General features: G+C 68.2%; 28 protein-coding genes and 1 tRNA gene. 16 read left to right on the top strand and 13 right to left on the bottom strand.

Features of this window, described 5'->3' with window-relative positions; translation table 11 throughout:
- Nucleotides 1–5 precede the first annotated feature (5 nt).
- Nucleotides 6–890: an SDR family oxidoreductase gene (locus tag QFZ29_RS19990; protein WP_306896432.1), complete on the bottom strand. Its 885-nt coding sequence runs from the start codon at nt 888–890 to the stop codon at nt 6–8.
- Nucleotides 891–1,182: 292 nt separating this feature from the next.
- On the opposite strand from QFZ29_RS19990, the gene QFZ29_RS19995 reads away from it, so the two are divergent.
- Nucleotides 1,183–1,347 carry a hypothetical protein gene (locus QFZ29_RS19995; RefSeq protein WP_164990367.1) on the top strand — a complete coding sequence of 55 codons (165 nt, stop codon included), beginning with the start codon at nt 1,183–1,185 and terminating at the stop codon, nt 1,345–1,347.
- A gap of 165 nt (nt 1,348–1,512) precedes the next feature.
- A complete protein-coding gene (locus QFZ29_RS20000; protein ID WP_306896434.1) occupies nt 1,513–1,920 on the top strand; it encodes a DUF7882 family protein in 408 nt (135 codons plus the stop codon).
- Here QFZ29_RS20000 and QFZ29_RS20005 read toward each other — a convergent pair.
- Nucleotides 1,917–2,477, bottom strand: coding sequence for an SRPBCC family protein (locus QFZ29_RS20005; protein ID WP_306896436.1), 561 nt, complete (start codon nt 2,475–2,477; stop codon nt 1,917–1,919). The two genes, QFZ29_RS20000 and QFZ29_RS20005, sit on opposite strands and share 4 nt — an antisense overlap.
- A gap of 181 nt (nt 2,478–2,658) precedes the next feature.
- On the opposite strand from QFZ29_RS20005, the gene QFZ29_RS20010 reads away from it, so the two are divergent.
- The gene (locus QFZ29_RS20010; protein WP_306896438.1) at nt 2,659–2,868 is read left to right on the top strand and encodes a hypothetical protein; all 210 of its coding nucleotides are present in this window, start codon (nt 2,659–2,661) and stop codon (nt 2,866–2,868) included.
- A 45-nt stretch (nt 2,869–2,913) separates the two neighbouring features.
- Here the strand turns inward: QFZ29_RS20010 and QFZ29_RS20015 are convergent, their stop codons facing one another.
- The gene (locus tag QFZ29_RS20015; RefSeq protein ID WP_214871237.1) at nt 2,914–3,237 is read right to left on the bottom strand and encodes a DUF7882 family protein; all 324 of its coding nucleotides are present in this window, start codon (nt 3,235–3,237) and stop codon (nt 2,914–2,916) included.
- Between the two features lie 103 nt (nt 3,238–3,340).
- Between QFZ29_RS20015 and QFZ29_RS20020 the strand changes: the two genes are divergently transcribed.
- The 4 genes from QFZ29_RS20020 to QFZ29_RS20035 all read left to right on the top strand — a co-directional run bounded on the left by QFZ29_RS20020 (nt 3,341) and on the right by QFZ29_RS20035 (nt 7,966).
- A complete protein-coding gene (locus QFZ29_RS20020; RefSeq protein ID WP_306896441.1) occupies nt 3,341–4,516 on the top strand; it encodes an alcohol dehydrogenase catalytic domain-containing protein in 1,176 nt (391 codons plus the stop codon).
- Nucleotides 4,517–4,638: 122 nt separating this feature from the next.
- Nucleotides 4,639–6,030: an ABC transporter substrate-binding protein gene (locus QFZ29_RS20025; RefSeq protein ID WP_306896443.1), complete on the top strand. Its 1,392-nt coding sequence runs from the start codon at nt 4,639–4,641 to the stop codon at nt 6,028–6,030.
- Nucleotides 6,027–7,004 carry a carbohydrate ABC transporter permease gene (locus QFZ29_RS20030; RefSeq protein WP_306896445.1) on the top strand — a complete coding sequence of 326 codons (978 nt, stop codon included), beginning with the start codon at nt 6,027–6,029 and terminating at the stop codon, nt 7,002–7,004. The genes QFZ29_RS20025 and QFZ29_RS20030 overlap by 4 nt, the downstream gene beginning before the upstream one ends.
- The gene (locus QFZ29_RS20035; RefSeq protein ID WP_306896447.1) at nt 7,001–7,966 is read left to right on the top strand and encodes a carbohydrate ABC transporter permease; all 966 of its coding nucleotides are present in this window, start codon (nt 7,001–7,003) and stop codon (nt 7,964–7,966) included. The genes QFZ29_RS20030 and QFZ29_RS20035 overlap by 4 nt, the downstream gene beginning before the upstream one ends.
- 49 nt (nt 7,967–8,015) lie before the next feature.
- On the opposite strand, the gene QFZ29_RS20040 is transcribed toward QFZ29_RS20035, so the two are convergent.
- The 6 genes from QFZ29_RS20040 to QFZ29_RS20065 form a co-directional block, all read right to left on the bottom strand.
- Complete coding sequence (locus QFZ29_RS20040; protein ID WP_306896449.1) at nt 8,016–8,252, bottom strand: hypothetical protein; 237 nt, start codon at nt 8,250–8,252, stop codon at nt 8,016–8,018.
- A 128-nt stretch (nt 8,253–8,380) separates the two neighbouring features.
- Complete coding sequence (locus QFZ29_RS20045) at nt 8,381–8,731, bottom strand: PRC-barrel domain containing protein (RefSeq protein ID WP_306896451.1); 351 nt, start codon at nt 8,729–8,731, stop codon at nt 8,381–8,383.
- A complete protein-coding gene (locus QFZ29_RS20050) occupies nt 8,718–9,107 on the bottom strand; it encodes a hypothetical protein (protein WP_306896453.1) in 390 nt (129 codons plus the stop codon). The genes QFZ29_RS20045 and QFZ29_RS20050 overlap by 14 nt, the downstream gene beginning before the upstream one ends.
- Nucleotides 9,104–10,333, bottom strand: a complete 1,230-nt coding sequence (locus QFZ29_RS20055) for an Nramp family divalent metal transporter (RefSeq protein WP_306896455.1) — start codon at nt 10,331–10,333, stop codon at nt 9,104–9,106. Before QFZ29_RS20055 ends, QFZ29_RS20050 begins: the two co-directional genes overlap by 4 nt.
- Nucleotides 10,330–10,794, bottom strand: a complete 465-nt coding sequence (locus QFZ29_RS20060) for a hypothetical protein (RefSeq protein WP_306896457.1) — start codon at nt 10,792–10,794, stop codon at nt 10,330–10,332. Before QFZ29_RS20060 ends, QFZ29_RS20055 begins: the two co-directional genes overlap by 4 nt.
- A complete protein-coding gene (locus tag QFZ29_RS20065) occupies nt 10,787–11,494 on the bottom strand; it encodes a DUF6766 family protein (RefSeq protein WP_306896459.1) in 708 nt (235 codons plus the stop codon). The genes QFZ29_RS20060 and QFZ29_RS20065 overlap by 8 nt, the downstream gene beginning before the upstream one ends.
- A gap of 122 nt (nt 11,495–11,616) precedes the next feature.
- Between QFZ29_RS20065 and QFZ29_RS20070 the strand changes: the two genes are divergently transcribed.
- The 4 genes from QFZ29_RS20070 to QFZ29_RS20085 all read left to right on the top strand — a co-directional run bounded on the left by QFZ29_RS20070 (nt 11,617) and on the right by QFZ29_RS20085 (nt 14,570).
- Nucleotides 11,617–12,015, top strand: a complete 399-nt coding sequence (locus tag QFZ29_RS20070) for an MmcQ/YjbR family DNA-binding protein (RefSeq protein WP_306896461.1) — start codon at nt 11,617–11,619, stop codon at nt 12,013–12,015.
- A gap of 102 nt (nt 12,016–12,117) precedes the next feature.
- A tRNA-Arg gene (locus QFZ29_RS20075) sits at nt 12,118–12,190 on the top strand.
- A 619-nt stretch (nt 12,191–12,809) separates the two neighbouring features.
- On the top strand, nt 12,810–14,225 hold the full coding sequence (locus QFZ29_RS20080) for a hypothetical protein (RefSeq protein ID WP_306896463.1): 1,416 nt from the start codon (nt 12,810–12,812) through the stop codon (nt 14,223–14,225).
- A gap of 45 nt (nt 14,226–14,270) precedes the next feature.
- Nucleotides 14,271–14,570, top strand: a complete 300-nt coding sequence (locus QFZ29_RS20085) for a GNAT family N-acetyltransferase (RefSeq protein ID WP_306896465.1) — start codon at nt 14,271–14,273, stop codon at nt 14,568–14,570.
- Between the two features lie 285 nt (nt 14,571–14,855).
- On the opposite strand, the gene QFZ29_RS20090 is transcribed toward QFZ29_RS20085, so the two are convergent.
- Nucleotides 14,856–15,311, bottom strand: coding sequence for a MarR family winged helix-turn-helix transcriptional regulator (locus QFZ29_RS20090; RefSeq protein WP_306896466.1), 456 nt, complete (start codon nt 15,309–15,311; stop codon nt 14,856–14,858).
- Nucleotides 15,312–15,629: 318 nt separating this feature from the next.
- Between QFZ29_RS20090 and QFZ29_RS20095 the strand changes: the two genes are divergently transcribed.
- Together QFZ29_RS20095 and QFZ29_RS20100 are read left to right on the top strand one after the other, a co-directional pair.
- Entirely contained in the window at nt 15,630–16,265 is a 636-nt protein-coding gene (locus tag QFZ29_RS20095) for a putative glycolipid-binding domain-containing protein (RefSeq protein ID WP_306896468.1), read from the top strand.
- 88 nt (nt 16,266–16,353) lie between these two features.
- Complete coding sequence (locus QFZ29_RS20100; RefSeq protein ID WP_306896469.1) at nt 16,354–17,304, top strand: helix-turn-helix transcriptional regulator; 951 nt, start codon at nt 16,354–16,356, stop codon at nt 17,302–17,304.
- A gap of 6 nt (nt 17,305–17,310) precedes the next feature.
- On the opposite strand, the gene QFZ29_RS20105 is transcribed toward QFZ29_RS20100, so the two are convergent.
- Both QFZ29_RS20105 and QFZ29_RS20110 read right to left on the bottom strand, forming a co-directional pair.
- A complete protein-coding gene (locus QFZ29_RS20105) occupies nt 17,311–18,024 on the bottom strand; it encodes an IclR family transcriptional regulator (RefSeq protein WP_306896471.1) in 714 nt (237 codons plus the stop codon).
- Nucleotides 18,014–19,543: an APC family permease gene (locus tag QFZ29_RS20110; RefSeq protein WP_306896472.1), complete on the bottom strand. Its 1,530-nt coding sequence runs from the start codon at nt 19,541–19,543 to the stop codon at nt 18,014–18,016. Before QFZ29_RS20110 ends, QFZ29_RS20105 begins: the two co-directional genes overlap by 11 nt.
- Nucleotides 19,544–20,452: 909 nt before the next feature.
- Here QFZ29_RS20110 and QFZ29_RS20115 point away from each other — a divergent pair.
- From QFZ29_RS20115 to QFZ29_RS20125, 3 genes are all read left to right on the top strand, one after another.
- Complete coding sequence (locus QFZ29_RS20115) at nt 20,453–21,316, top strand: APC family permease (RefSeq protein ID WP_306896474.1); 864 nt, start codon at nt 20,453–20,455, stop codon at nt 21,314–21,316.
- Nucleotides 21,317–21,378: 62 nt separating this feature from the next.
- Nucleotides 21,379–23,394, top strand: a complete 2,016-nt coding sequence (locus tag QFZ29_RS20120) for a primary-amine oxidase (RefSeq protein WP_306896476.1) — start codon at nt 21,379–21,381, stop codon at nt 23,392–23,394.
- An 8-nt stretch (nt 23,395–23,402) separates the two neighbouring features.
- Entirely contained in the window at nt 23,403–23,930 is a 528-nt protein-coding gene (locus QFZ29_RS20125; protein WP_306896478.1) for a hypothetical protein, read from the top strand.
- Between the two features lie 22 nt (nt 23,931–23,952).
- Here the strand turns inward: QFZ29_RS20125 and QFZ29_RS20130 are convergent, their stop codons facing one another.
- A complete protein-coding gene (locus QFZ29_RS20130; RefSeq protein WP_306896480.1) occupies nt 23,953–24,729 on the bottom strand; it encodes a winged helix-turn-helix domain-containing protein in 777 nt (258 codons plus the stop codon).
- Nucleotides 24,730–24,941 lie beyond the last annotated feature (212 nt).

The raw sequence follows: 24,941 nt of genomic DNA on the forward strand, positions 1-24,941 counted from the left end.
GACGTTCAGAGGCCGCGCCCACCGGTGACCGGCAGGATCGCGCCCGAGACGTATGATGCCTCGTCCGAGGCCAGGTAGACGTAGGCGCCGGCGAGCTCCGCAGGCTGGCCCGCTCGCCCGAGCGGCGTGTTGCCGCCGAAGTCGGGCACCTTGTCGGGCCATCCGGTCGCCGGAATGAGCGGCGTCCAGATCGGGCCGGGTGCGACGGCGTTCACACGGATGCCGCGTGGCCCGAGCTCTTCGGCGAGCGCCTTCGTGAACGCGACGAGCGCGGCCTTCGTCATGGCGTAGTCGACGAGCGCCGACGACGGATCGAAGCCCTGGATCGACGTGGTCGTGATGATGCTCGACCCGGCGCGCATCACGGGCACCGCGGCGCGCGCAAGGAACACCGGCGCGAAGATGTTCACCCGCATCACGCGCTCGAAGTCGGCCGTCGGGATCTCCTCGATGCCCCCTCGATTCCGCTGGTGCGCGGCGTTCAGCACGAGCAGGTCGAGCCCGCCGAAGGCGCCCGCGGTTCGGCGCACGATCTCCTCGCAATAGGACTCATCCTGCAGGTCACCCGGGAGCAGGAGCGGCATCCGCCCGGCGTCCTCGATCCAGCGTGCCGTCTCCTCGGCGTCGGCCTCTTCGCTCGGGAGATAGGAGATCGCGACATCAGCGCCCTCGCGCGCGAACGCGATGGCCGTTGCGCGGCCGATGCCGGAGTCGCCGCCCGTGATGAGTGCTCGTCGATCGACGAGCCGGCGGCTGCCGCGGTAGCTCTGCTCACCGTGGTCGGGAAGCGGCGTCATCCGATCGGTCATCCCCGGCGGCTGCTGCTCCTGGCGGGGGAACGGTCCCGTAGCGTGCTTGATCGTAGGGTCGATGAGCTGATCATCGGTCATCACAAAGCCTCCTTCATGGCAAAGCCCCCCTCATTGCAGTGGCCAAAGCTACGCGCGCGCGTGCGATGCCTACAGGGGGTTGACAGTGGCGAACGTGCGAGCGGAACGCTTTCCAAGTTCGCGCCGACGGCTAGCACGCCGCTGAAACGGCGGTCAACCCCTAGTTGGCGGGGCTCGCGACTCCCTAACGTCGAACCAACGGGCGTCACCGCGCCCCAAGCCCTCGTCGAGTTCGACGAGGACCAGCCGCGCTCGTCCAACACGACGGGACGGCACCCGAGAAGGAGAGATCATGAACATTCTCGTCGCCATCATCGCCATCGTCGCCGTCGTGCTGCTGATCACAGGCGGACTCGTGGAGACCCTGAACTTCCTGCTCTGGGTCGGACTCGCGTTGGCGATCATCGCGGTCATCGTGTTCCTCGTGCGGTACCTCGGCGGGAACCGAACCGTATAGCTCGAAGCGTTGCGTGATCGGGCCCTGAGACCCGGTCAGCAAGAGGAGGGCGGCCTACGGGCCGCCCTCCTCTCCTGTTCATCCGCAGTTCGAGCGAGAAGACCTGCGGCGTGCCGCGGCGCTCGAACGTATCGCCGGTGGCGCACTCGGCGTAATCTCAATGATGTGGGCACTCTCTATTACGGCGACTCAGGCACCCCGATCGGCATCGAGGACCGCGCCCTCGCGCATCTGAAGATCGCCATCACCACGAAGCTGCGCCGCGGAGAGAGCTTCACCCTCTCGTGGCAGCACGCCGACGACCAGCCTCGCGGTCGAAGCACGCTGTGGCTGCATCCGTCGATCCCGCTCCGCTTCGTCTTCGACGAGCCCGAGGGGCCCGAGCTCAGCCGCACCTGGGTCGAAGACCTCATGCGCTCGGCGAACAGCACCGGCGGCATCCAGCTCGTGCCCGAACAGCTCGACAAAGAACCCATCAGCACACCCGACGCCCAACCTGTGCAGGTGGGCGTCGACGTGCAACCGATCGAAACCGATTCCTCGGGCCGGGGCGCAGAGAAGCAGACGGTCTAGAGCAGATCGGCGTCACTTCCTCGAATGCCCTCGCCGGGCTGGGTGAAGGGGTCCCGTGGCGTGGGCCGGCCGCTCACGTTCTGGTCGGGAACGGCGGGCTCGCCGCCGTGGATCTCGCCGCGCCAGGCGCCGGTCGGTGTGCGGCGCTCCTCGATGTACTCCTTGAATCGCTTGAGGTCGCTCTTCACCTGGAGGTCGTCGAGCTGGAGCGCAGCCCCGGCCGCTTCGACGAACCCCTCGGGCTCCCATTCGATGGTGAGGTCGATTCGGGTGCGCTCGGCCCCGAGGGCGCGGAAGTCCACCCGTCCGTTGTGCACGACTTCGCCGACGCTCCGCCACGTCACGTGGTCGTCGGGAACCTGGTCGCCGATCTCGGCATCGAACTCGCGCTTGACGCCGCCGATGGAGACGGTCCACTGGGTCATCGCGTCGTCGATCTGCCTGACGGAGTCGACGCCGCCGAGGAACTCAGGGAACGATTCGAACTGTGTCCACTGGTCGTAGGCGACCCGCGCGGGCACGTCGACCTCGATGTCTGCGGTCACTGTCGTGGTCATGATCATCCTCTCGTTCCGAGCGCGCCTATCGCGCTCGGATGACACGTTAGGCACGGCGCGACGCGACCACGAGGGGGTTGCCAGCCGCATACGCGGCTGCTACCACGGAGTAAGGGAACAGTACGCCACGGCGTCGGCGGGCGACGAGCCCGAGAGCCGCGTCGGAAGCCTGGAGGGAACGATGAGCGAACACGAGCAGGGAATCCACGCCGAGCGCTGGTGGCCGCAGCTGTCGATCACGGCCAAGCATCACCTCCTTGATGACCTCGACGGCGAGCTCGATGACGTCGTGCGCAACGAGATCTCCAAGATCACCGGCGAACCGGCGGGCGATCGGCTCGGTGACGGCGACAAGGCCTTCATCCGAACCCAGATCGAACCGGTCGACTGAGTCGCGTCACTCAAGACTGAGCGCGTAGCTCGCAACTGAGTCGTGTCACTCGCCTTCGAACGTGGCCGATTCGTCGGGCTCGGGCACGAACTGCAGTCCGGCCGTGCTGTTGGCCGAGAGGAGCATCTGCTCGATCCAGAGGCGGTTGAGCTTCGGGGGGCGGTTGCCGCTGAAGACGAACTGCAGGGGGATGGATTCGTGCAGCCAGATCGTCGTGCGACCGCTGCCGTTCTCCACGCCGTGCTCCCACGTCATCGCGAAGCTCTCCGACCGGCGGAGCTTGTTCAGGATGGCCACGCGCAAATGGGCGAGGGTGCGATCGTCGATCTCGATCTCGCGTGGTGAGGAGTTGTAGATGAACTTGCCCATGCTTCGAATCTATCCCGCGACGATGTGCAATGGGTGATCAGATCGGCCGCTCTTCCCTGTCAAGCCCCTGCCGAGGGCGCCGACGGGCGGGTAGGAACGGATCATGAAAGCCGTCACCTGGCACGCTGCACGCGACGTTCGCGTCGAGGAGGTTCCCGAACCGTCGGTGCTGGAGCCCACGGATGCCGTGATCCGCGTGACCTCCGCGGCGATCTGCGGATCCGACCTGCACCTCTACGACGTGCTCGGTCCGTTCATGCACCGCGGCGACATCCTGGGACATGAGGCGATGGGGGTCGTCGAAGACATCGGTGACGCAGTACGTCGCGTCGCCGTGGGGGACCGGGTCGTCGTGCCCTTCGTCATCGCGTGCGGTCACTGCTTCATGTGCGCAAAGGGGCTCACGACGCAATGCGAGACCACCCAGGATGTGGACCGCGGCACGGGTGCGATGCTCTACGGCTACACCGAGCTCTATGGGTCGGTGCCGGGCGGACAGGCGGAGTTCCTGCGCGTGCGGCTTGCCGACGCCAACGCGCAAGTCGTGGGGCGAGACCTGCCCGACGAGCGGTACCTCTTCCTCAGTGACATCCTCCCGACGGCGTGGCAGGGGGTGCGCTACGCCGACGTCGCGCCCGGCGATTCGCTCGCGGTGCTCGGCCTCGGCCCCGTGGGCCAGCTCGTCGCGCGCATCGCGAAGCACGAGGGGGTGCGCGTGTTCGCGATCGAACCCGTGGTCGAGCGGCGACTGATGGCCGAGCGATACGGCGCCGAGGTCTTCGATCTCACGGATGACGCGATCACCGCCATTCGCGACGCGACCGACGGGCGCGGGCCCGACGCCGTCGTCGACGCGGTGGGCCTCGAGGCGCACGGCAGCCCCGGCGCGGCGTTCGCACAGAATGCCGTGGGCGTGATGCCGAGCGGCATCGCGAAGCAGGTGATGACCAAGGCGGGAATCGACCGGCTCGCCGCCCTGCACCTCGCGATCGACCTCGTACGTCGTGGCGGCACGGTCTCGGTGAGCGGCGTGTATGGCGGCACGCTCGATCCGATGCCGCTGCTGCGCATCTTCGACAAGCAGCTGACCTTCCGGTTCGGGCAGTCCAACGTCCACCGTTGGATCAGCGAGCTGCTTCCCCTCGCCGAACAGGAGTCCGACCCCCTCGGCCTCGAGGATCTCGCCACGCACCGGGTGCCGCTCGACCGTGCGCCCGACATGTACGAGCTCTTCAAAGCGAAGGAGCAGGGCTGCATCAAGGTCGTGCTGAAGCCGTGATCTGTGGTCAGCCTTTCTCCGGACAAGCGCTGCTGTCAAGCCCTACTGCCGAACGCCACCCGGAAGTACCGTGACCGTGTGCCGGGGTCGGGTGCCCCAGCTGTTCCGAGGGGGGACCGATCATGAATCGACTTCACAGCGCCGGCGCGATCGTGGCGGGTGCCGCCGCCGTCGCGCTCATGCTCGGCGGGTGTGCCGTCGGCACCGGCGGGGGCGCCGACGACGACGCCGACTACGACCCCGACGCGGAGCTCAGCGGCGAGCTCTCGGTGATGGGCTTCTCGGGCGTCGACGAGGTCGCCACCTCCCGGGTCGAGGTGACCGAGGCCGAGCTCGGTGCCGACGTCGAGGTGAAGCTCATCGAGGGCGATCTCGACATACAGCAGTTCCTCTCGGCCGTGGCATCCGGCGAACCTCCTGAGCTGCTCTACGCCGATCGTGACCAGATCGGCTCGCTCGCCGCTCGCGGCGCGATCATCCCTGTGGATCGCTGCATCGAGGGCGAGGGGATCGAGATGGACCAGTTCCGGGAGTCGGCGGTCGAGCAGGTCACCCTCGATGGCCGGGTCTACGGGATCCCCGAGTTCAACCAGGTGCAGGTCACCATGGCGAACGCCGACCTCCTGAGCGCTGCCGGAGTGAGCATCGAAGACGTGAACGGGTCGGACCGCGAGGCCGTGACGCAAGCCAACCTGGCGCTCGCGAAGACCGGCGGCGGAGGGGTCTCGGTCATCGGCTTCGACTCGAAGCTTCCCGAGTTCCTGCCGCTCTGGGTCGCCGCAGCCGGAGGCGCGCTGCTCTCCGACGACGGGCGAACGGCGATGCTCGACTCGCAGGAGGCCGTGGACTCGCTCGCGTGGGCGGTCGGCATCTACGAGGACCAAGGCGGGTTCAGCGCCGTGAAGGCGTTCCGCGACTCCGCGGACTTCTTCGGTGAGGGCAACCAGTTCGCGACCAACACCCTCGGCGCCATGCCGATGGAGCAGTGGTACATCAACGTGCTGAACGAGGTGTCACCGGATGCCCCGATGGCGTTCGACACCGTGCGCACCACCGATGGCGAGCCGATCGCCTTCGCCGGTGGCTCGGCATGGGCCATCCCCTCCGGAACCGAGAACCCCGCGGCGGCGTGCCGTTGGGCGAAGGCGATGACGTCGCTCGACGCATGGCGTGCCGCTGCCGAGGCCCGGCTGTCGGTGCGCGAGGAGGAGGGCAAGCCCTTCACCGGCATCCTCACGGGCAATTCGGTCGCCGACGATGAGATCCGCGACATGGTTACCTCCGGCGGAGAGCCGTGGGACTCCGGCGTCGAGGCGATGTACGAGGCGAACGACAACACGGTGTCGCTGCCTGCGAACCCCGCCGACGCGGAGTTCGAGCAGGCCATGCAGGACGCAGTGAACAGCGTGCTGAACGGGGAGGCGACCGCCGAGGAGGCGCTCGCCGAGGCTCAGACGACCGCGCAGAAAGCCCTCGACGAGGGTTGGGAGAAGCTCGAGAGCCGCGACGAATGACGAGCACCGCGAGCCGCGTGGGCGGCGGAGCCCGGCAACGGCCCTCCGACGCCCGGCAAGAGCGGGAGCGAAGTCGAAGGCGGGCGAGCCGGCGCAACGTGCGCTCGGCGCTCCTGTTCCTGAGCCCGTGGCTCATCGGCTTCCTCGTGTTCACGGCGTGGCCCATGATCTACAGCGCCTACCTGTCGCTCACCGACTACGACGTCATCAACGACCCGGAGTTCGTCGGCTTGGCGAACTACGCCGAGATGGCGACCGATCCGAAGATCCTCCTCGCGCTCGGCAACACGGCGTTCTTCACTGTGGTGCAGGTGCCGTTGTACGTCCTCGTGTCGCTCGCGCTCGCCTTGCTCCTCGATCGGGCCGGTCGCGCGTCGAGCTTCTTCCGCACCGTGTTCTTCCTGCCGAAGATGACACCGCCGGTCGCGGTCGGCGTGCTCTTCCTGCTCCTCTTCAACGGGCAGAACGGACTCGTCAACACGGTGCTCGGATGGTTCGGCATCGATGGCCCCGCGTGGACCACCGATCCGGCCTGGGTGAAGCCGGGACTGATCTTCATGTCGTTGTGGACGGTCGGGGCATCCGTCATCATCCTGCTCGCGGCGTTGCGCAACGTGCCGGAGCAGCTCTACGAGTCGGCCAAGCTCGACGGCGCGGGCTTCTGGCGCACCTCGATGAGCGTCACCCTGCCGATGATCAGCCCGGCGCTGTTCTTCATCATCATCGTGAACACCATCGCGGGACTGCAGACCTTCGATGAGGCCTACACGGCGTTCTTCGGTGCGGGCAACACGACCTACAGCAACGACGCCGCGCTGTTCTACGTGATCTACCTGTTCCAGCAGGCATTCGAGTTCCTGCACATGGGCTACGCGTCGGCGATGGCGTGGGGGCTCTTCCTCGTCATCATGATCGTCACCGCGATCCAGCTCATCGTGTCGCGCAGGCTCGTCTACTACGAGGGGGAGCGATGACCGGCCTCGACGTCGACCTGCCCGTCGGAGGACCTGCCGCGCCCGGTCCCAAGCGGGACGCCGCCCTGCCCGCGGCCGCGACGGCCGTGCCGCCCACGGATGTCGAGGCCCTGCGCCGGGGCGGCCGACGTCGGCGCGGGAAGGCGACCCGCCTCTTCGCGTGGGTCGCACTCGCGCTCCTCGGCGTCGTCTTCGTCTACCCGTTCGTCTGGCTCGTGAGCGCGTCGTTCAAACCGCGCAGCGAGGTGTTCGACAACCGGCTGATCCCTGAGACCTTCACGTTCGACAACTACGTGCAGGTATGGCAGGAGGCGCCACTCGCGCTCTGGCTCCTGAACACGGTCATCGTCACGGTGCTCGCCTCGGTCACGGTCACGATCTCGAGCGCGATGGTCGCGTGGGGATTCGCGTACTTCCGGTTCCGCGGGCGGGGCGCGCTCTTCGGCCTCGTGCTCGCCACGATGATGCTGCCGGGCGCCGTCACGATGATCCCGGTCTTCCTCATCTGGAACGGGCTCGGCCAAGTGGGCACCCTCACCCCGCTCTGGGCCGGCAACCTCTTCGGGAGCGCGTTCTACATCTTCCTGCTCCGGCAGTTCTTCCTCGGCCTGCCTCGCGACCTGTTCGAGGCGGCGCGGGTGGACGGCGCGAGCCAGTGGGCCGTCTTCTGGCGCATCGCCCTGCCGCTGTGCAAGCCGGCACTCGCCGTGACGCTCGTGTTCGAGGTGCAGGCGGTCTGGACCGACCTGATGCGCGCGCTGATCTACCTCCGCGACACGGAGACGTTCACGGTCCCGCGAGGGCTCAAGTCGCTCGTCGACGCGTTCGGCTTCGGCGGGGAGTGGCACTGGGAGATCATCGTCACGGCGAGCGTCATCACGACGATCCCGATGATCATCGTCTTCTTCCTCGCCCAGCGTCAGATCATCGACGGGGTCGCGTCGACCGGCCTGAAGGGCTGATGTCGCTCGCCTCAGGCCGGCTGCTGCGCGACGGCCGGCTGCTGCGCGTTCAGATCACGTGCCCGTCAGGGTCGAGCGGGTCGCCCGTCGCTCTTCCCGGCTTGCGCGGGTCGAGGGGGTCGACCGTCTTGGGACGGTCGGGGTCGCTGAGCGAGGTCTCCCCGAACACACCACCCCGTTCTTCGTCCCGCCGTTGTTCGTTTCGGGCCGGGGGCTCTCTTCGTTCTTCTTTGTTCTCTCGTTCCTCTGTCAGGTTTCCGGGGATCCGGCTGAGCGGCTCACCCATGATGTTTGCTCCTTCCGGCGACGGATGTCGGGTCATCCGCTAACTCCACGCTAGGAAGTCGAGCGTGAAGCCGGTAGGGGATTGACCTTCGTGTCGCCCGGGGCTATTCCAACGTCGGCCGCCATCCGTCAATGGGGATGTGCCGTGGAGGCCAGCACCGGGTCGAGCCGCTCGTACCCGTCGCGCAGCGTCACTCGACGTTCGTCGATCTGCGCGACGTCGGCCCACGCGATGAGGAACATGCCGCGGTGCAGCCAGTGCTGCGGTCGGGCGATGATCGCCGGCGCGTTCGCACCGCGGCGCTCGAACCCCCACGTCGAGGTCCGGCTGTGCGGGCTCACGAGGATGCCGACGACGACCGTCTCGGCAAGCAGCTGATGCGGCGCGCCTGAGATCTCGAGCCGTACGTCGATGAGCGCGCCGAGGTGCTGTCCGGCGGCGTCGACGACCTCCGAGCCGAGCAGGTCACTCAGGATCATGGCGACCTCCCGGAATGCGGGCGATGATGTGGTCGCTGACCCAGCGCTCGGTCCAGGTGGCGTCGAGGATGTAGCCGGTGATGCCGAGGCGGATCGTGGTGCCGACCTCGGACACCAGCTTCCATGGAATGCGGATGTGTCGGGACTCGGGCGGCCTTCCGCCGAAGATCCGCGTCGCGAGGTCCGGTCCGGTCAGGATTGCGGCGACGGTCGGCGGCGGAGCGTCGGGTTCGATCGGCGCACCTGGCTCGATGCCGTCGAGCTCGAGGTCGTCGACGGTCGTCACCGGCACGCCGTCGCGATCGAGCACCTGACGGTCGAGGATGTGCAGGTGCGCGTCGAGCACGCGCCCTGCGGGTCGGTGAGGATCGTTCATGAGCCCGCTCCCGTGACGATGAGCAAGGGGATCGCGGCGATCGCCGCGACGAGGATCACAACCAGGTACACGGAGCCGAGGAGGTTCATGCCACGGCCGTTGACCTTGTCGCCCATGTACTCGCGGTCGTTCGCGATGATGAGGATGGGCAGGTAGGTGAGCGGCAGCGCAACAGCGGAGAAGACCACGGAGTACTCGGTGACGAGGATGGGGTCGACGCCGGTCGCCAGGATCGCCATCGCGACGAAGAGGCAGACGATCATCGCGAGGTGGAACCGCGCCGCCTTCGCCGGGCGGCGGAACTTGCCCCACGACCACCCGAAGTACTGGGCGAGCGTGTAGCCGCTCGAGAGGGTCGTCTCGAGCGCCGCGCCGAACGTCGCGGCGAGGATGCCGACGATGGCGAACGACAGCGCGAGCTTGCCGCCTGCCTCGGCGACCGGCAGCACGACCTGGCTGAGGCTCGTCACATCGATCGAGGCGGGCAGCAGCACCACCGCGGCGCATCCGGCGATCGCGATCGAGAGCACCCCACCGAGGGGGAAGCCGACCAGCACGTTCGCCCGCGACGTTGCCAGATCCTTCTCCGTCCACTTCTCCTCGATCGCGCCGGAGGAGAAGAAGAACACCTCGTACGGCGTCATCGCCGCGCCGAAGAGGGCGATCGCGTAGAACCAGTAGGTCGACATCTGTTCGTCGGCGGGCGGGCCGGGCTGCAGCGCCTGGCCCGCGAGGGAGCCCCAGTCGGGCGAGAGCATGAAGAGCGCGACCGCGAACACGATGAGCGTGAGGCCAAGGAGCCCGGTCACGTTCTCGAGCAGCTTGAATCGGGCGCGCCAGATGACGATCCACACTCCGAACGCGGCGACGGGGACCCATAGCAGCGGGTCCACGCTCGTCGCGAGCTGGAGCGAGAGTGCCACGCCGCCGATCTCAGCCGTGACAGTGAGCAGGTTGATGAGGAAGGATGCCCCGAGGTTGGCGAGCCCGGCACGCGGCCCCAACCGCTCACGGATGATCTCGAACGTCGCCCGCCCGCTCACCGCCGCCACGCGGCCCGACATCTGCGCGTACACGCAGATCCCGACCACGCCGACGAGCACGACCCAGGCGAGTCCGAGCCCGAACCGCGAGCCGACGATCGCGTTCGTGACCAGGTCTCCGATGTCCACGAATCCGCCGATGGCGGTGAGGATGCCGAGGGCGACGGCGAAGATGCGCTTCATCGTCTCCCGCCCTCCGCCGCCGACGCGCGTTCCTCGAGCGCATCGAGGGCATCCGACGCGCGCTCCAGCGCGGGGACCGCCTCCTCGAGGGAACCGGTGCCACCCATCGCATCGCGCGCCTGGTTGATGCCCGTCACGCCGAGTGCGAGCGCCTCGAGCAGGTCGGTGCGGAGCGCGGCATCCGACTCGGTGGAGGTATCGGTCTCGGACACCGACATGGATGCGTCGACGAGCTCGCGTCGCGCATCGCCGAGCGCCGTGATGGTCGTGGTCGGGAAGATGCGGTCGTCGAGCTGCTGGTCGACCGCGATGCGCGCGGTCTCGATGGCGGCGATGCCCTGCCCGATGGCCTGGTCGAACGTCGACGCAGGGCTCGAACATCCTGACAGCACGACGATGAGGGCCAGGAGTGAAGCGAGCGCCCGCGCCCGTGCCGAACCACCCCGTCGCGACTCAGGCACCGGTCTCGTGGTGCGGAGTCGCGACGGGCTTCGACTCCGGTGAACCGCGCTGCCTGAGGTACACGGATGCCCCGACGATCGCGGCGACCGCGAGGAACTCGCTCTGCCAGTTCTGCATCGACTCGAACCAGAACTGAGAGGTGCCGAGGTACTCGATCGCACCGACGCCGGGCTCGCCGTGTTGGGCCTGCTCCTCGGAGTAGGTCACCGCGCCCGAGACCGCGTGGAACCAGAACGAGAGGGCGAAGAGCAGGAAGAAGAAGATCGCGAGCGAGTTCTCGTACAGGACGAGCACGAACCCGCCCTTGCGCACGGGCCATGGGGTGCCGGCGTTGACCTTCACCTTGCGCGGATCCTGGTCCTGCTCGGTCGGCTCACCGAGCGGTTTGGACTCCGACGAGCCCTTCTGGAAGAGGAAGACCGTCAGTACCACATACGCGCCCATCTGCAGGAACTCGGACTCCCAGTTCTCGAATGTCGCCTCGAAGAAGTGCCCAGACGTGAGGTACTCGGCGAACGGCACGATGGCCGCGCCGTGCTGGAGCTGCTCGTCGTTGTAGACCTGCAGGCCGCTGATCGCCATTCCGGCGAGGCAGAGCACGAAGATGGCCATGCACACGAGGAAGAGCGAGTGTTCGTAGACCCACTGGCCGGCACGACCGGCCGCATCGGCCCTCTGAGCCGTGGTGGCCTTCGTCATGATGCCTCCCTTTTTCGAGAGCGTTCCGTTGAATTGATGCTCTCGGGGCGCCTGTGAAGCAGCAAGGGCTTGACAGGGTCATCACCTGATGCGGCGCCGAGTGCCTCGATAGGCTGGCGGCCATGGGGCATCCGCAGGTGGTCGATCCGGCGCATCCACTCGTCGAGCGGGTGCGGGAGATCTGCCTCGAACTGCCCGAGGCTGTCGAGGTCGAGGCGTGGGGGCGGCCGACGTTCCGGGCGGCGAAGCCGATCTTCGTGCATGTGAGCGCGTCGATGGAGCGGCCATTCTCGATCGTCGTGAAGACCGACCCCGAGGAGCACCTCGCGCTCGTGCAGGATCCGCGCTTCTTCGGCCCGCCCTACTACGACCGCAACCACTGGGTGGGCGTCGACATCGATGCGCCCGACACGGATTGGCAATTGCTCGCCGAGCTCATCGAGACCTCGTATCGGCAGGTCGCGAACGTGCGTCAGCGTACGGCACTCGACGTGCTGCGGCCCGCGCATGCGGGCGGCTGATCGCGGTCTGCCGAGGGTCCGCGCCGATTGGCGAGATCGAGACGCGTGGGATAGAGTGGCGTGGTTGCCTGATCAGCGAGTTTCGCGCGGGCGACAACCCATGCGCCCGTAGCTCAACGGATAGAGCATCTGACTACGGATCAGAAGGTTGGGGGTTCGAATCCCTCCGGGCGCACACTGGTTGAGACAGTAGGAGAACGGCTCGCTTCGGCGGGCCGTTCTCGTCTTCTCCTTTCGTCAAGTGTCGAGCAGCTCGTTGGACAATTTGGTGGTGTCCCCCTCGGTGGCGACCCTTCGATTCGTCGATACTCGACGCATGCCCAAAAGTGACATGCATACCGCCCGTGAGCGTACGTCGGTTCCGCGACCGTACCCCCCGACCCTCGGCATCGAGGAGCGCTCGCTCCCGCGGTGAGGCGCCGCGCCCGCGACGAAACAGCCGGACCTCCGATCACGCAGGTGCGGCTGTCGGGCGCGGTCGGCACGTGGCCGAGCGGGATGCCACTGGTGCGTCGGTGGTCGCCGGCAGGCTGGCCGCATGGCAGGGCGCCGACGTCCCGGGTCTCCCTGACCTCGCCAGGATGGGGTACATCGTCGGCATCGCCGAAGTTCGGCTGATCGGAGGTGTCCGAGTGCGGTAGCCCCAATGCGGGGCACAAATATCATGCCTTGGCCCACATTTTGCTGGGAATTCGCCGAGAATCCGCGCGTCCAACTCTGTCCCCCGGTGAGCCGCATCCCCGCCTCTGGATAGGCTCACGAACAATCTGAGTCCCGTGATCGAGAGTTCGGATATGAGTGGTGACCGAGCCGGACTCGTTCCGGCCACGTCAAAACTGGGGGGCTTCGTGCGGCAGCGAGCAGCCGCTCCCGGCATTGCCGACTGTGGGGGACACGGTCGGCCAGAGGTCGTGCTCGAGCGGCGGTTCCGATCGTTCGTCCGACGCGTCTACGTGCTGCTGATCGCCATCGCCGTGTCGATCGTGCTCTTCCGCATCTTCGCACCGCAGCGCGGGATGCTTCTCCACGGCACTCCGCTGACGGCCGACGTGCTGTGGCTGCTGCCTGCCGCAGCGGGCGGAGCAGCGGCAGGTGCCGCCATCGTCGTGGCCTCCGCTTCGCGTGCCGCACTCGAGGGCATGGCTCGTGTCGGCCTGCCCGGCTTGGGAGCCGGCGCGCGCGCGCTCTCGAACGGGCTCACGTGGGCGGCCATCGCGCTGCTCGGCGTGCACTTCACGGCGAACGCGTTCGCGGTGCTGCCCGGCGGCCACAGCCTGGTCGGCGCGATCCTCGGCGGTTCGCTCGGCTTCGGCACCTATCGCCTGCATCGGCACGCGATCGAGCACGACGCGTACCGCACCTTCAATCTCGTCGCGATGCTGCTCGCCACCGGCATACTCGCGAGCATGAGCATGACGCCCACAGGGGAGTGGTGGACGCTCAACTTCAGCACCCTCGGAACCTCCGACGACGTCGCCGCCGCGTGCTTCAATGTGGCGATCATCGTGTCTGGTGCCGGAATGGCGGGGCTCGCCCGCAGCCTCACCCGCGCCCTCACCGGGGGCCGGTTCAGCACCCGCCGGGGCGGACTTCGCACGATGAAGGCACTGATCATCATCATCGGCGTGTGCCTGATCGGCCTCGGATTCGTGCCGATCGACGGTGCCATGGCGCTGCACAACGCCTTTGCCGCGGCAGCGGCGGGCGCGTTCGCACTGCTGTGCCTTGGAGTGCAGGTCTGGGCACGGCAGATGCCGCGATTGCTCGTCTTGTTCTCGTACGTGGCATTCAGCCTCGAGGTGGTGGCGATGATCGCCTACGACCGCCTCGGATTCTTCAGCCTCACGGTGTTCGAGATCGTCGCGTTCACCCTCGTGTTCGTCTGGCTCATCGCGCTCGTTGCGACCACGGCCATGCACCCGCAATCGCAGTCGGCCGAGGCGCTCCCGGATGCCTCGGTCCGCCGGCACCTCGCGGTCGATTCGTTCGCGCGGCGGGCCACGACGGCGGCGGCCGGGCCGGTGAGCCACACCCCAGATCGACGTGCTCCGCGCAGTATTCGAAGCTCGACCGGGGTGATGAATGCGCGTGTCCGCCGGCGATCACGCCGAACAGGATCCCTCTCCCACGAGCAGCGCTCGATGTGGCGTGCCGGCGTGAGTTCAGACGACCCCCCGGACCACGGAATCTCCGGCCGCCCACCGCGTTAACCCTTGTGAGCCATCGAGGTTCGCAGCTGTCGTCATGGAGGAAGCATGCCCACTGAGACCGACCGAGTCCAGATCACCCGACACGACGACAGAAACCGCTACGAACTCACCGTCGACGGAGAACGTGCGGGCTACGCGGAGTACCGGGCCATGCCCGGGCGGATCGTGTTCACGCACACGGTCGTGTATCCGCAACACGAGGGCGAGGGACTCGGCAGCCGGCTCGCGAAGCGCGTGCTCGATGACGCAGTCGCCGACGGCTTGACGATCGTGCCGCAGTGCCCGTTCATCGGCGCGTATCTGAAACGGCACACCGAGTACGAGGCATCCGTCGACTGGCCGTGACCGCCCGCTGAGCTCGACGCGTGCCTCGACCGGCCCCGTTTGCACTGACCCTCGATTTGGGCAGTGCGCGTGCGGCGCGCGAGGACTACGCTTCCACCAAACCCGAGTCGGGCCCGAACCCGACTGTCGTCAGGCGAGTTCGTTGTGCGCCGGCGAACCTGCGAACGATTTCCGGTCGTTTCGCTCGGGGGCGGTCTCGTCGGGCTCAGTTCGGGTCGCCCGCCGAGAACGGCCTCCACGGAGGCCGCGGTGGGGCGGGAGGTAGGGTTCCCGCCCCGCCGTCAATCACTCTCGGGCGGCCGTCGGCGCGACACCCAGCCGGAGCCGGTCGCACAGCTCGATGAGGCTGCGGAGCTCTTCGTCGTCGAGTGCGTGGCCGACGTGCCGGTTGATGGTCTGCATGTGCGTGATCGCGACCCTGCGGAACAGGTCGAAGCCCTCGGTCGTGAGGGCGACGATGGTGCCGCGGCCGTCTTCAGGATCGTGTGACTTCGCGATGAGGCCTCGCGCGGTGAGGCGGTCGACGAGCCGGCTCACGCTCGGCTGGGTGATGAGCACGCTGCGGTTCAGTTCCTTCAGCCGCAGCCGTCGGCCGGGCGCCCTCGAAATATTGAAGAGCACGTCGTACTCGTTGAGCGAGAGCACCTCGCTCGGAAACTCGGCCGCGAGCGCGCGCATAACGGTGACCTGGGCGCGGAACAGCGACTCCCAAGCTGCAACGGTGATCGCTCGATCCGCCATTCGGGCCCCCTTATCGATTGGAACTGATCCAAGAATAGGGAACCGCAGGAGAAATCGGTTGAGGGCCGGTCGTAGAGGCTGACGACCGGCCCTCTCCCTTGCACCAAGAGTGTCCTGCAATCACATTCCGCACCGACCGCCACAGCAAACAGTCGGTGCACTTCCGAATATATAACGGATCGATAACGGGCGCTAGTTATCATTCTGTGATTTTTCGAAATTGGCGGAAATCGGTTACCCGAGCCTCGATCGGTTGGCCGAATCCCACAGAGTCCGGTCGACATCGACCCGAATTTCGATCCCTGCGATACTGCTGCCATGGTCTTCGCACCGCTCCCGTCTGCTGCAGCGTGGCGGCATGAGCTCTCCCGCGACGGGTTCGAGGTCGCCTATTTCCACGTCGACGGATCCGGATGGCGGCTCATCGGCTGCACGACCGCCGTCGAGGCCGGTCAGACCGCTGTGGTGAGCTACGACCTCATCGTCGACGCGGGCTGGGCGACGAGGCGCGCAACGGTGGCGCTGCAATCGGAGTCCGGCGCCCGGCGACTTCTCCTCGAATCCGACGGCCATGGACGCTGGCGTATCGACGGCGAGCGGGCACCACTGCTCGACGGATGCCTCGACGTCGACTTGGAGTCGTCGGCCACGACCAACACCCTCCCCGTGCACCGGATGCAGCTCGAGGTCGGCGAGCAAGCCGAGGCTCCCGCCGCCTACGTGCGGATGTTCGATCTCAGCGTCGAGCGGCTGGAACAGGACTATCGCCGCATTGCCGATGCCGACGCCGATGCCGATGCCGACGCCGATTCCGGGTCGCGCGAGCCACGCCCCACGCGCGCCGGCGCGCGGTACGACTACCGATCTCCGGCGTTCGACTTCGAGTGCGTGCTCGTCTTCGACGAGTCTGGCCTCGTGCTCGACTACCCGGAAATCGCCGTTCGCGTCGCCTGACGGCTCGACCGCGACGAGCTGGGAGTGCGGTCCGTCCGTGTACTGCCAGTGCCTCCCTTCGCGCAGCGGATCGCCGTACGGTTGAGCCATGGACCATCGCGTGGAGATCCGCGACTTCCTGCGTTCGCGGCGGGCCAGGATCACACCGGAAAAGGCGAACCTCGCCGCCTACGGCGGCAACCGGCGCGTGCCCGGCCTCCGTCGCGAGGAGGTCGCGATGATCGCCGGGGTGAGCGTCGACTACTACGCCCGCCTCGAACGGGGCAACGTCAGCGGCGTCTCCGACGAAGTGCTCGATGCCATCGCCCGCGCACTGCGGCTCGATGAGGCCGAGACCGCGCACCTGTTCGACCTCGCCCGAGCTGCCCGAGCAACGCTCACGCCGAGACGCCGCTCCAACGCGCCGCAACAGCTCGTGCGACCGAGCGTGCAGCGACTCCTCGACGCGTGGGTCGGCGCGCCGGCGTGGATCCGCAACGACCGCATGGACCTCCTCGCGGCGAACGATCTCGGCCGCGCGCTGTACTCCGAGTTGTTCGCCGAGCCGGTGCAGCCGCCGAACAACGCCCGGTTCGTCTTCCTCAACCCGCGATCGAAGGACTTCTACGTCGACTGGGAGCGCGGGGCCAACGACCTCGTCGCGATCCTCCGCAGCAGCGTGGGCCGCAACCCGAACGATCGCAGCCTCATGGAGCTCATCGGGGAGCTCTCCTCCCGCAGCGAGGCCTTCCGCACCAAGTGGGCGAACCACAACGTGCGGTTCCACCGAACGGGCGTGAAGCGACTCCATCACCCGGTGGTCGGCGACCTCGAGCTCTCGTACGAGGCGATGGTGCTGCCGGCCGACCCCGGGCTGACGATGTTCGCCTATACAGCCGAGCCCGCTTCACCGAGTGAGGAACGACTCAAGCTCCTCGCGAGCTGGGCGGCGACCACAGCGGATACTGCGACGGTGACGGATGCCGCGTCGGCGACGGATGCCGCGTCGGCATCTGCGCCGGCGGCTTCGGACGTCGCCGACCGCCAACGCGATCGGTGAGCGGCACTAGGAGAGCAACGGCCCGAGCCGGCTCGCGCCGTCGCGGAGCAAGTCGAGGAGGCGCCCGGGGCGCTCGATGCGGTCCGTCGTGGTCGACAGGCTGAGTGCCGCGACGAGGCGACCTTCGAGGTCGCGGATCGGCAGGGCGAGGCATCCGAGCGCCGGATCGAATGCGCCCGTCTGCACCGCGAAGCCCCGACCGATGGTCTCGGCGACGAGTCCGGAGCTCAGGATGCCCGACCGCACGCCCTGCCGCTCGAGGTCGGCGAGCAGGAGCCGGCCCATCGCCGAGACGCCGAGGTCACGCGTCAGCCGCGCGGCATCCGAGAGCCGGAAATCGGGGTCCTCGTCGAGGATGCGCAGCGTGGTTCCCGCGTAGCCCGCGAGGTGCACGCCCCCGCGCACGTGGGTGCGCAGGCCGGCGACGATGCTCCGTACGGCCTGCGGCGGACGGGCGGGAGTGACGAGGTTCGCGAGCTCGGCGACCTTGCGCCCGAGCGCGAATCCCGAGAGGTCGCCGAGGCGCACGAGGTACTCCTCCTGCACGAGCACGTTGAGCAGCCGATACGCGGTCGCGCGCGGCATGCCGAGATTCGCCGACACCTCGCGAGCCGTGACGCCGGCGCCGCACCGCGCGACCTCCTCCAGCACAGTGAATGCGCTGTGGATCGCCTTCGGCTGCCGGGCGTGCACGCCGTGAGCCCCGAGTTCAGCCCCCACGTCGTCCGCCCGCACCCGAGTCGTCGACCCACTCCGCCTCGGGGATGCCGCCGAGCACGTCGCCTGCGACGGCGTGGTCGTAGACCCCGATCGCATGCCGCAGCCACGGGCGCCGCAGCATCCGCAGCCAGTACACGGCGATGCCCGCCGCGAGCAGTGCGACGAAGCCCCACACTCCGATCGCCCGATCGCCGCGAGTCTCCTCGATGAGGTAGACCACCACGACGCCGGTGAGCGCGCTCGCCGCGATCGCGGCCTTCGCCGTCGCCCAGGCGCTCGACTCGCCGATGCGGTGCAGGAACACCGGGGCCGCGACGCACGCGAGCACGTAGGCGAGGATGTACCCGCCTGCGGCGAAGATGATGAGCACGGTCATCGCCGCCCAGATGTCGCCGACCACCAGCACGAGGGCGACGGGCACCGCCGTGACGACCGGCAATGCGATCGCGCTCGCCACGAACGGCGTACGGAATCGGGAGTGCGCGGTGCCGAACGCCTGGGGCAGCAGCCCTTCGCGGCCCATCGAGAACAGCACCCGCACGAGCGCCGTCGACGACGCGACCGCGCACGCGAAGAGGGATGCGGCGATGCTCACGTCGAGCACGAATCCCGCCCACGGCACGCCGAACGCCGCCGCGAGATCGTTCGCGGGCGACGTGCTCGACGTCGCGTCGAGTCCGGTCACCTCGAACCCGATGGTCTGCGCGGCTGCGGAGCCGAGGTAGAGCAGGCCCGAGAGCAGCACCGTCCAGCTGATCGCGCGGGGGATGCTCGCGAAGGGCCGCTTCGCCTCGACGCCGAGCGAGGCTGAGCTCTCGAAGCCGACGAACGCCGTGATCGCGAGCGTCGCCGCGACGGCGAATCCCTCGAGGTCGAAATCACGCGGGTCGGGGACGATGGCGACGAGACCATCGCCGTGCGCCGCGATGAGCGCGACGATGAGCGCGAGGATCAGCACGACGGAGGTGGCCTCGACAAGCAGGGTCACCCGCGTCGACAGCCGGATGCCGCGGGCGAGCAGCAGCAGGCACGCGAGCCCCAGCGTGACGATCGCGCCCGTGCCGAGCGCCACCGCACCGAGCCCGATCGGAACGATCCGCGTGATGAGCAGCGCCAGGTAGTACCCGGCGCCCGCGAGTGCGAACATCGCGATGAAGCCGTACCCGATGAGGAGCCCGACACCGGCGACGAAGGCCGGCCCTGTGCCGAGCCCGCGAGCGACGAAGGTGTAGAGCGAACCGGTCGCGGCCATCCGTCGCGTGAACTCGTTGATCGTGCTCGCGGTGAGCAGCGCGATGACGAGTGCCGCGGCGAGCGCCGGCAGGCTCGTCGCGCCCGCGACCGCCGACACGAGCAGCGGCGTCGTGAAGGCCGCGCCCGCCGGGGCGACCGCCGACACCGATTGAGCGAGGACATCAGCGAAGCCGACGCTGCGCCTCGCCAGACCCGAGAGCGGCGAGCGCTCGGCGAGGCCCTCGATCCGCTCGGGGCGGGCGATGGCGCGGGCGAGCGCATCCATTGGCGGGTCCTCTCGTTCGGCGCCACGTTCGGCTCCGTCGCGTTTCGGGGTCGACGGGCCGATCGGTCGCAGAGCGCGATCGTAAGTCGGCCAGGTTTCGGCCGAGGCATCCATTGCGTTTCGTTCGTGTGACCGTGGGTGAGACGGCGCTGCTCCCGGTGTCTCAGAGGGCGTGCGCGACTGTTCACCGGCGGGGCATTCGGGGGCAACACGTGCTCGACAGGCTTGCGGCATCCGTTCCCACCCCCCGAGGAGTCGCCATGACCGCACTCAACCAGTCCCCAGGCACCGCCGGCACCAGCACCATCGACGCCGAGGCCCGCCCGAGCCACGGCCGCACCCTCAGCGGATCCCTCGGCGTCACGGCGATCGTCTTCATGGTCGTCGCGGCCGCCTCGCCGCTCACCGTCGTGGGCGGCGCGGCACCGCTCGGCATCCTCCTCGGCAACGGCGTCGGCTACCCGGCGATGTTCGCCATCTCCGCCATCGTGCTGCTGCTCTTCTCGGTCGGGCTCGCGACCATGGCGAAGCACGTGCCGAAGCCAGGCGCCTTCTTCACCTTCGTCGGGTACGGACTCGGCCGGCCGATGGGCCTCGCGACCGCCTACCTCGCGCTCCTCACCTACACGACCATCCAGGTCGCGGTGTACGGCTACATGGGCTACGTGCTCGAGGTGACGATCGCGGGTGTCGGCGGGCCAGACCTGCCGTGGTACCTCTACGCCCTCGCGGTCATCGCCCTGGTCGGCATCCTCGGCTACCGCCACATCGAATTGAGCTCGAAGGTGCTCGGGGTGCTGCTCGTCGGCGAGATCCTCATCGTGCTCGCGCTCGTCGTCGCGGTCGTGGCATCCGGTGGGCCCGAGGGCCTCTCGCTCGCACCGTTCGAGCCCGCGAACATCGTCTCTGGTGCCCCCGGGCGTCGGCCTCATGTTCGCGATCGCGGCGTTCATCGGGTTCGAGGCGACCGCGATCTTCCGCGACGAGGCGAAGAACCCGAGCCGCACCATCCCGATCGCGACGTACGTGGCCGTCATCGGCATCGGCGTGTTCTACACGATCGCGTCATGGGGCATCGTCATGGCCTGGGGCCCGAGCGGCGTCGTCGACGCGGCCGCCGCCGACCCGGGCGCCATGGTCATCATCACGACCCTGAACTACCTCGGCCCGATCGGCGAGGTCGTCATCAACGTGCTGCTCATCACGAGCATGTTCGCGTGCGTGCTCTCGTTCCACAACGTCATCACGCGCTACCAGCACTCGATGTCGACGGCCGGCGTGCTGCCCCGTCGTCTCGGCGACGTGCACCACCGCCATCTCTCGCCGCACACCTCCTCGATCGTGCAGACCGCCACGGGCGTCGTGTTCATCGCCGCCTTCGCGTTCCTCGGGCTCGACCCGGTGCTCGCCGTGTTCACCTGGTTCTCGGGCGTCGCCACGCTCGCGATCGCGATCCTCATGGCGATCACGAGCGTGGCGATCATCGTGTACTTCACGCGGAAGAACCGCGGCGCGGCCGGCGTCTGGCACACGGTCATCGCCCCGGCGCTGGGTCTCGCCGGCCTCATCGCCTCGGCGATCATCATCACCGCGTACTTCCCGATGCTCGTTGGCGACGTCGACGCCGAGGGCATTCCGGTGTTCGGCGTCCTGAGCCTCTCGCTCCTGGCGTTCATCGCGCTCGTGCCGGTCGCCGGCTACGTGCAGGCGCTGGTGCTGCGCGTGCGCGACCCGCAGGCGTATGAGCGCATCACCGACGCGATCGGCGGATGACCCGCGCGGCACAACCCCGGATTCGACCCGCAGACCGACACCACCACGAAGGAAACGACGACATGACCATCCTCGATCCAGTCGCCACGCCGACCGACACCGTCACGAGCATCGCGCACCCGCTCTCGAGCCTCTCCGCCGAGGAGTTCGTGCGAATCCGCGACCTCATCGCCGCCACGCCCGACTTCACTCCGGCCACCCGCTTCGCCTACGTGGGCCTCGACGAGCCGCACAAGCTCGAGGTGCTCGCATGGCAGGGCGGCGACGGGCCGCTGCCCGAGCGCCGGGTCCGCGTGATGCTGCTCGATATGGCGACCGGACGCTCCACCGACAACATCGTGTCGCTCACCTCGGGTGTGCTCGTGTCGACGACCGTGCTCGACGGGTCACGCGGCCAGTTGCCGGTGCTCCTCGAGGAGTTCGAGGCCATCGGAGCGATCGTCGCCGACGACCCCCGCTGGGTCGAGGCCCTCGCCCTTCGCGGATGCACCCCGGACGACGTCGTCTGCGTGCCCCTCTCGGCCGGGTACTACGACTACCCCGAAGAGGAGGGCCGCCGCATTCTGCGGGTTCTCGCGTTCCGCCAGGACCACCCGGCCGACCACCCGTGGGCGCACCCCGTCGACGGCCTGAGCGCCTACGTCGACGTCGCCAACCGCGAGGTGACCCGGCTCATCGATGCGGCACTCATCCCCATCCCCGCTGAGAGCGGCAACTTCGACGACCCGGTGGTGCAGGGTGGGCCGCTCACGACGTTGAAGCCGATCTCGATCACCCAGCCCGAAGGCCCGAGCTACTCGGTCGACGGCGAGTGGGTGAGCTGGGCGAACTGGCGCTTCCAGGTGGGCTTCGACACACGCGAGGGCCTCGTGCTGCGCCAGTTGTCGTTCACCGACGCCGGCGAGGAGCGCCCCATCATCTACCGCGCCTCGATCAACGAGATGCTCGTGCCTTACGCCGACCCGTCGCCCGTGCGCTTCTGGCAGAACTACTTCGACACGGGGGAGTACCTCTTCGGGCGTTTCACGAACTCCCTCGCACTCGGATGCGACTGCGTCGGCGAGATCCGCTACTTCGATGCCGTGCTCGCCGACGAGCTCGGCAACCCGTTCACCATCGAGAACGGCATCTGCATGCACGAGGAGGACTTCGGCACGCTCTGGAAGCATTCCGACATGTTCACCGGCTCGAACGAGGTGCGCCGCTCTCGCCGCCTCGTGATCAGCTTCTTCACGACGGTCGGCAACTACGACTACGGCTTCTACTGGTACCTCTACCTCGACGGCACGATCGAGTGCGAGGCGAGGCTCACCGGCATCCTCTTCACGTCGGCCTACCCCGGGCTCGACGCCGACGGCAACGACTACCCGTTTGCGAGCGAGGTGGCCCCCGGCCTCGGCGGCCCGTACCACCAGCACCTCTTCAGCGCACGACTCGACATGATGATCGACGGCGTCTCGAACGCCGTCGACGAGGTCGACGTCGCGCGAGTACCGATGGGCGCAGGCAACGAGCACGGGAACGCGTTCACCAAGCAGGTCACGCGCCTCACGAGCGAAGCCGCTTCAGGGCGGGTTGCGGATGCCTCGGTCTCACGAGCGTGGTTCATCTCGAACACCGAGAAGGTGAACCGCATGGGCCGGCCGACGTCCTACGTGCTGTACCCGCAGGAGGCGCCCGTGCTCCTGGCCGACGATGCGTCGTCGATCGCGAAGCGCGCCGAGTTCGCCACGAAGCACCTCTTCGTCACGAAGTACGATCCTGCCGAACGGTACGCGGCGGGCGACTTCGTGCACCAGAACCCCGGCGGCGACGGCATCACGAGGTACATCGCCGACGATGCATCCGTCGACGGCGAAGACCTCGTCGTGTGGCACACGTTCGGGCCGACGCACTTCCCGCGCCCCGAGGACTGGCCGGTCATGCCCGTCGACTACGCGAAGTTCACCCTGAAGCCGCACGGCTTCTTCGGCAGGAATCCGGCACTCAACGTGCCGGCTCCGGATGCCGCGCCGCACTGCGCTCCCGCCGATCACGACCACGCAGGTCACGGCGGTCACGACCACCACGGCCACTAGGACCCCCGGTGGTCGAGGTGCTCCACCTCGCCGCGGTGGTCCCGGCCACGGTCGGGCTCTGCTGTGCGGTCGGCGACCGCCGCGGCAGGGCCCGATCGGTCGTGCCGGCGGCGGCGATGTTGATCGCGATGATCGCCATGGCGACCGGGTGGCCGGCGGTGCCGCCGCTCGTGTGGGCCGGTGCGCTCCTGGCGCTCGGCGTCGCAGCCGCGGCCCTCATCAGGGTCCATGCGGGTGGCGATGGCGGGCACGCCCGGCACATGCAGCTGCATCGGGCGCTCGGATTGGTGCTCGGCGCCGCGCTACTGGTCGTTGCTGCTGCAGCTCACGAGGGAGTCGCGGGATCCGGGCATCCGAGTCATCCGTCGCTCGGGTCACCCCTCGCCGTGACGCTCGCGGGAGCCGCCGGCTACCTGGTCTTCACCGTCTGGCTCGTGGTGCGCTCGATCAGCCGCCGTTCCCCGCTCGTCGGCGCCGTGGAGGCATCCGCGATGGGACTCATGACCGCACTCATGGCGATCGCGTCACTCGCCTGAACAGTGGCGGGCCGCCGCGACCTCAGTAGAGGTCGGGCGACGGCGTCGAGGCCTGGCGGATCGAGACGTCGGCGTGGCGGTCGAAGCGGTAGCCGATGCCGCGCACGGTGCGCACGATGTCCTGGTAGTGCGCGAGCTTCGAGCGCAGGCGCCGCACGTGCACGTCGATCGTGCGCTCGCTGGGAGCCTCGTCGTCGGCGTCCCACAGGTTCTCGATGAGCTCCTGGCGGTCGATCGTGCGACCCTCGCGCAGCACGAGGAACTGCAGGAGCTCGAACTCCTTGTAGGTGAGGCCGGCGGCCTCGCCGTCGAGCAGCACGCGCTTGCGGGAGATGTCGATGATGACGCCGTTGGGGTGGCGGTCGGTGTCGTCGTTGGTGTCGCGGCGCTGCTTGGCGAGCGCGGCGGGGTCTTGGAGGGCGAGGCGCACGACGTCGACGTCACGGCCGCCTGCGCCCTCGGGAGCGAGAGCGACGGCCGCGTAGGTCTCGGCCGAGGGGGCCACTTCGGCGGTGAGGGCGCGCAGCGCCTCGACGATGCGGTGCAACGTCGTGCCGTCTTCGGTGGCCTTGGTCTCGTCGATGCCGACGTAGAGCACGAAGCCACGGGCCTCGGTGCCCTCGGGCACGGCGCGAACGCGCGGCGCGTCGGAGCGGGAGGCCTCGGTCGCGGCATCCGTTGTGGGCGTCGAGGCCGGACGGGGTGAGATCGAGACGGAGCGGAGCGGTGCACCGGGCTGCGACGGAGCGGTGCGAACGGGAGTGGGAGCGGTGCGGGCGGGAGCGAAAGCGAGAGACATGACGAAATCCTTGCGTGAAGGGTGCAACAACAGACCCCGGAGCGGGGTCGGAGCGAATGGCCGTGCGGCCGGGCGAACCTCGAGATACGACGGTTCAGTGGAGTCGGGGCCGATCGGGATGCTGATCGGCTGCGGGACTCGGCGGTGGGGTCGCGGTCAGCGGCACATTCGACAACACATGGGCGCGCGCATCGGCATCATCATGCCGTGAG

This window comes from Agromyces albus, from assembly GCF_030815405.1.
Taxonomy (GTDB): domain Bacteria; phylum Actinomycetota; class Actinomycetes; order Actinomycetales; family Microbacteriaceae; genus Agromyces; species Agromyces albus_A.

Bases quoted from the DNA above. Each gene is read 5' to 3' on its own strand.
- QFZ29_RS19990 (WP_306896432.1), bottom strand. From the start codon at position 890: ATGACCGATGATCAGCTCATCGACCCTACGATCAAGCACGCTACGGGA.
- QFZ29_RS19995 (WP_164990367.1), top strand. From the start codon at position 1,183: ATGAACATTCTCGTCGCCATCATCGCCATCGTCGCCGTCGTGCTGCTG.
- QFZ29_RS20005 (WP_306896436.1), bottom strand. From the start codon at position 2,477: ATGACCACGACAGTGACCGCAGACATCGAGGTCGACGTGCCCGCGCGG.
- QFZ29_RS20010 (WP_306896438.1), top strand. From the start codon at position 2,659: ATGAGCGAACACGAGCAGGGAATCCACGCCGAGCGCTGGTGGCCGCAG.
- QFZ29_RS20015 (WP_214871237.1), bottom strand. From the start codon at position 3,237: ATGGGCAAGTTCATCTACAACTCCTCACCACGCGAGATCGAGATCGAC.
- QFZ29_RS20020 (WP_306896441.1), top strand. From the start codon at position 3,341: ATGAAAGCCGTCACCTGGCACGCTGCACGCGACGTTCGCGTCGAGGAG.
- QFZ29_RS20025 (WP_306896443.1), top strand. From the start codon at position 4,639: ATGAATCGACTTCACAGCGCCGGCGCGATCGTGGCGGGTGCCGCCGCC.
- QFZ29_RS20030 (WP_306896445.1), top strand. From the start codon at position 6,027: ATGACGAGCACCGCGAGCCGCGTGGGCGGCGGAGCCCGGCAACGGCCC.
- QFZ29_RS20035 (WP_306896447.1), top strand. From the start codon at position 7,001: ATGACCGGCCTCGACGTCGACCTGCCCGTCGGAGGACCTGCCGCGCCC.
- QFZ29_RS20040 (WP_306896449.1), bottom strand. From the start codon at position 8,252: ATGGGTGAGCCGCTCAGCCGGATCCCCGGAAACCTGACAGAGGAACGA.
- QFZ29_RS20045 (WP_306896451.1), bottom strand. From the start codon at position 8,731: ATGATCCTGAGTGACCTGCTCGGCTCGGAGGTCGTCGACGCCGCCGGA.
- QFZ29_RS20050 (WP_306896453.1), bottom strand. From the start codon at position 9,107: ATGAACGATCCTCACCGACCCGCAGGGCGCGTGCTCGACGCGCACCTG.
- QFZ29_RS20055 (WP_306896455.1), bottom strand. From the start codon at position 10,333: ATGAAGCGCATCTTCGCCGTCGCCCTCGGCATCCTCACCGCCATCGGC.
- QFZ29_RS20065 (WP_306896459.1), bottom strand. From the start codon at position 11,494: ATGACGAAGGCCACCACGGCTCAGAGGGCCGATGCGGCCGGTCGTGCC.
- QFZ29_RS20070 (WP_306896461.1), top strand. From the start codon at position 11,617: ATGGGGCATCCGCAGGTGGTCGATCCGGCGCATCCACTCGTCGAGCGG.
- QFZ29_RS20080 (WP_306896463.1), top strand. From the start codon at position 12,810: ATGAGTGGTGACCGAGCCGGACTCGTTCCGGCCACGTCAAAACTGGGG.
- QFZ29_RS20085 (WP_306896465.1), top strand. From the start codon at position 14,271: ATGCCCACTGAGACCGACCGAGTCCAGATCACCCGACACGACGACAGA.
- QFZ29_RS20090 (WP_306896466.1), bottom strand. From the start codon at position 15,311: ATGGCGGATCGAGCGATCACCGTTGCAGCTTGGGAGTCGCTGTTCCGC.
- QFZ29_RS20095 (WP_306896468.1), top strand. From the start codon at position 15,630: ATGGTCTTCGCACCGCTCCCGTCTGCTGCAGCGTGGCGGCATGAGCTC.
- QFZ29_RS20100 (WP_306896469.1), top strand. From the start codon at position 16,354: ATGGACCATCGCGTGGAGATCCGCGACTTCCTGCGTTCGCGGCGGGCC.
- QFZ29_RS20110 (WP_306896472.1), bottom strand. From the start codon at position 19,543: ATGGATGCGCTCGCCCGCGCCATCGCCCGCCCCGAGCGGATCGAGGGC.
- QFZ29_RS20120 (WP_306896476.1), top strand. From the start codon at position 21,379: ATGACCATCCTCGATCCAGTCGCCACGCCGACCGACACCGTCACGAGC.
- QFZ29_RS20130 (WP_306896480.1), bottom strand. From the start codon at position 24,729: ATGTCTCTCGCTTTCGCTCCCGCCCGCACCGCTCCCACTCCCGTTCGC.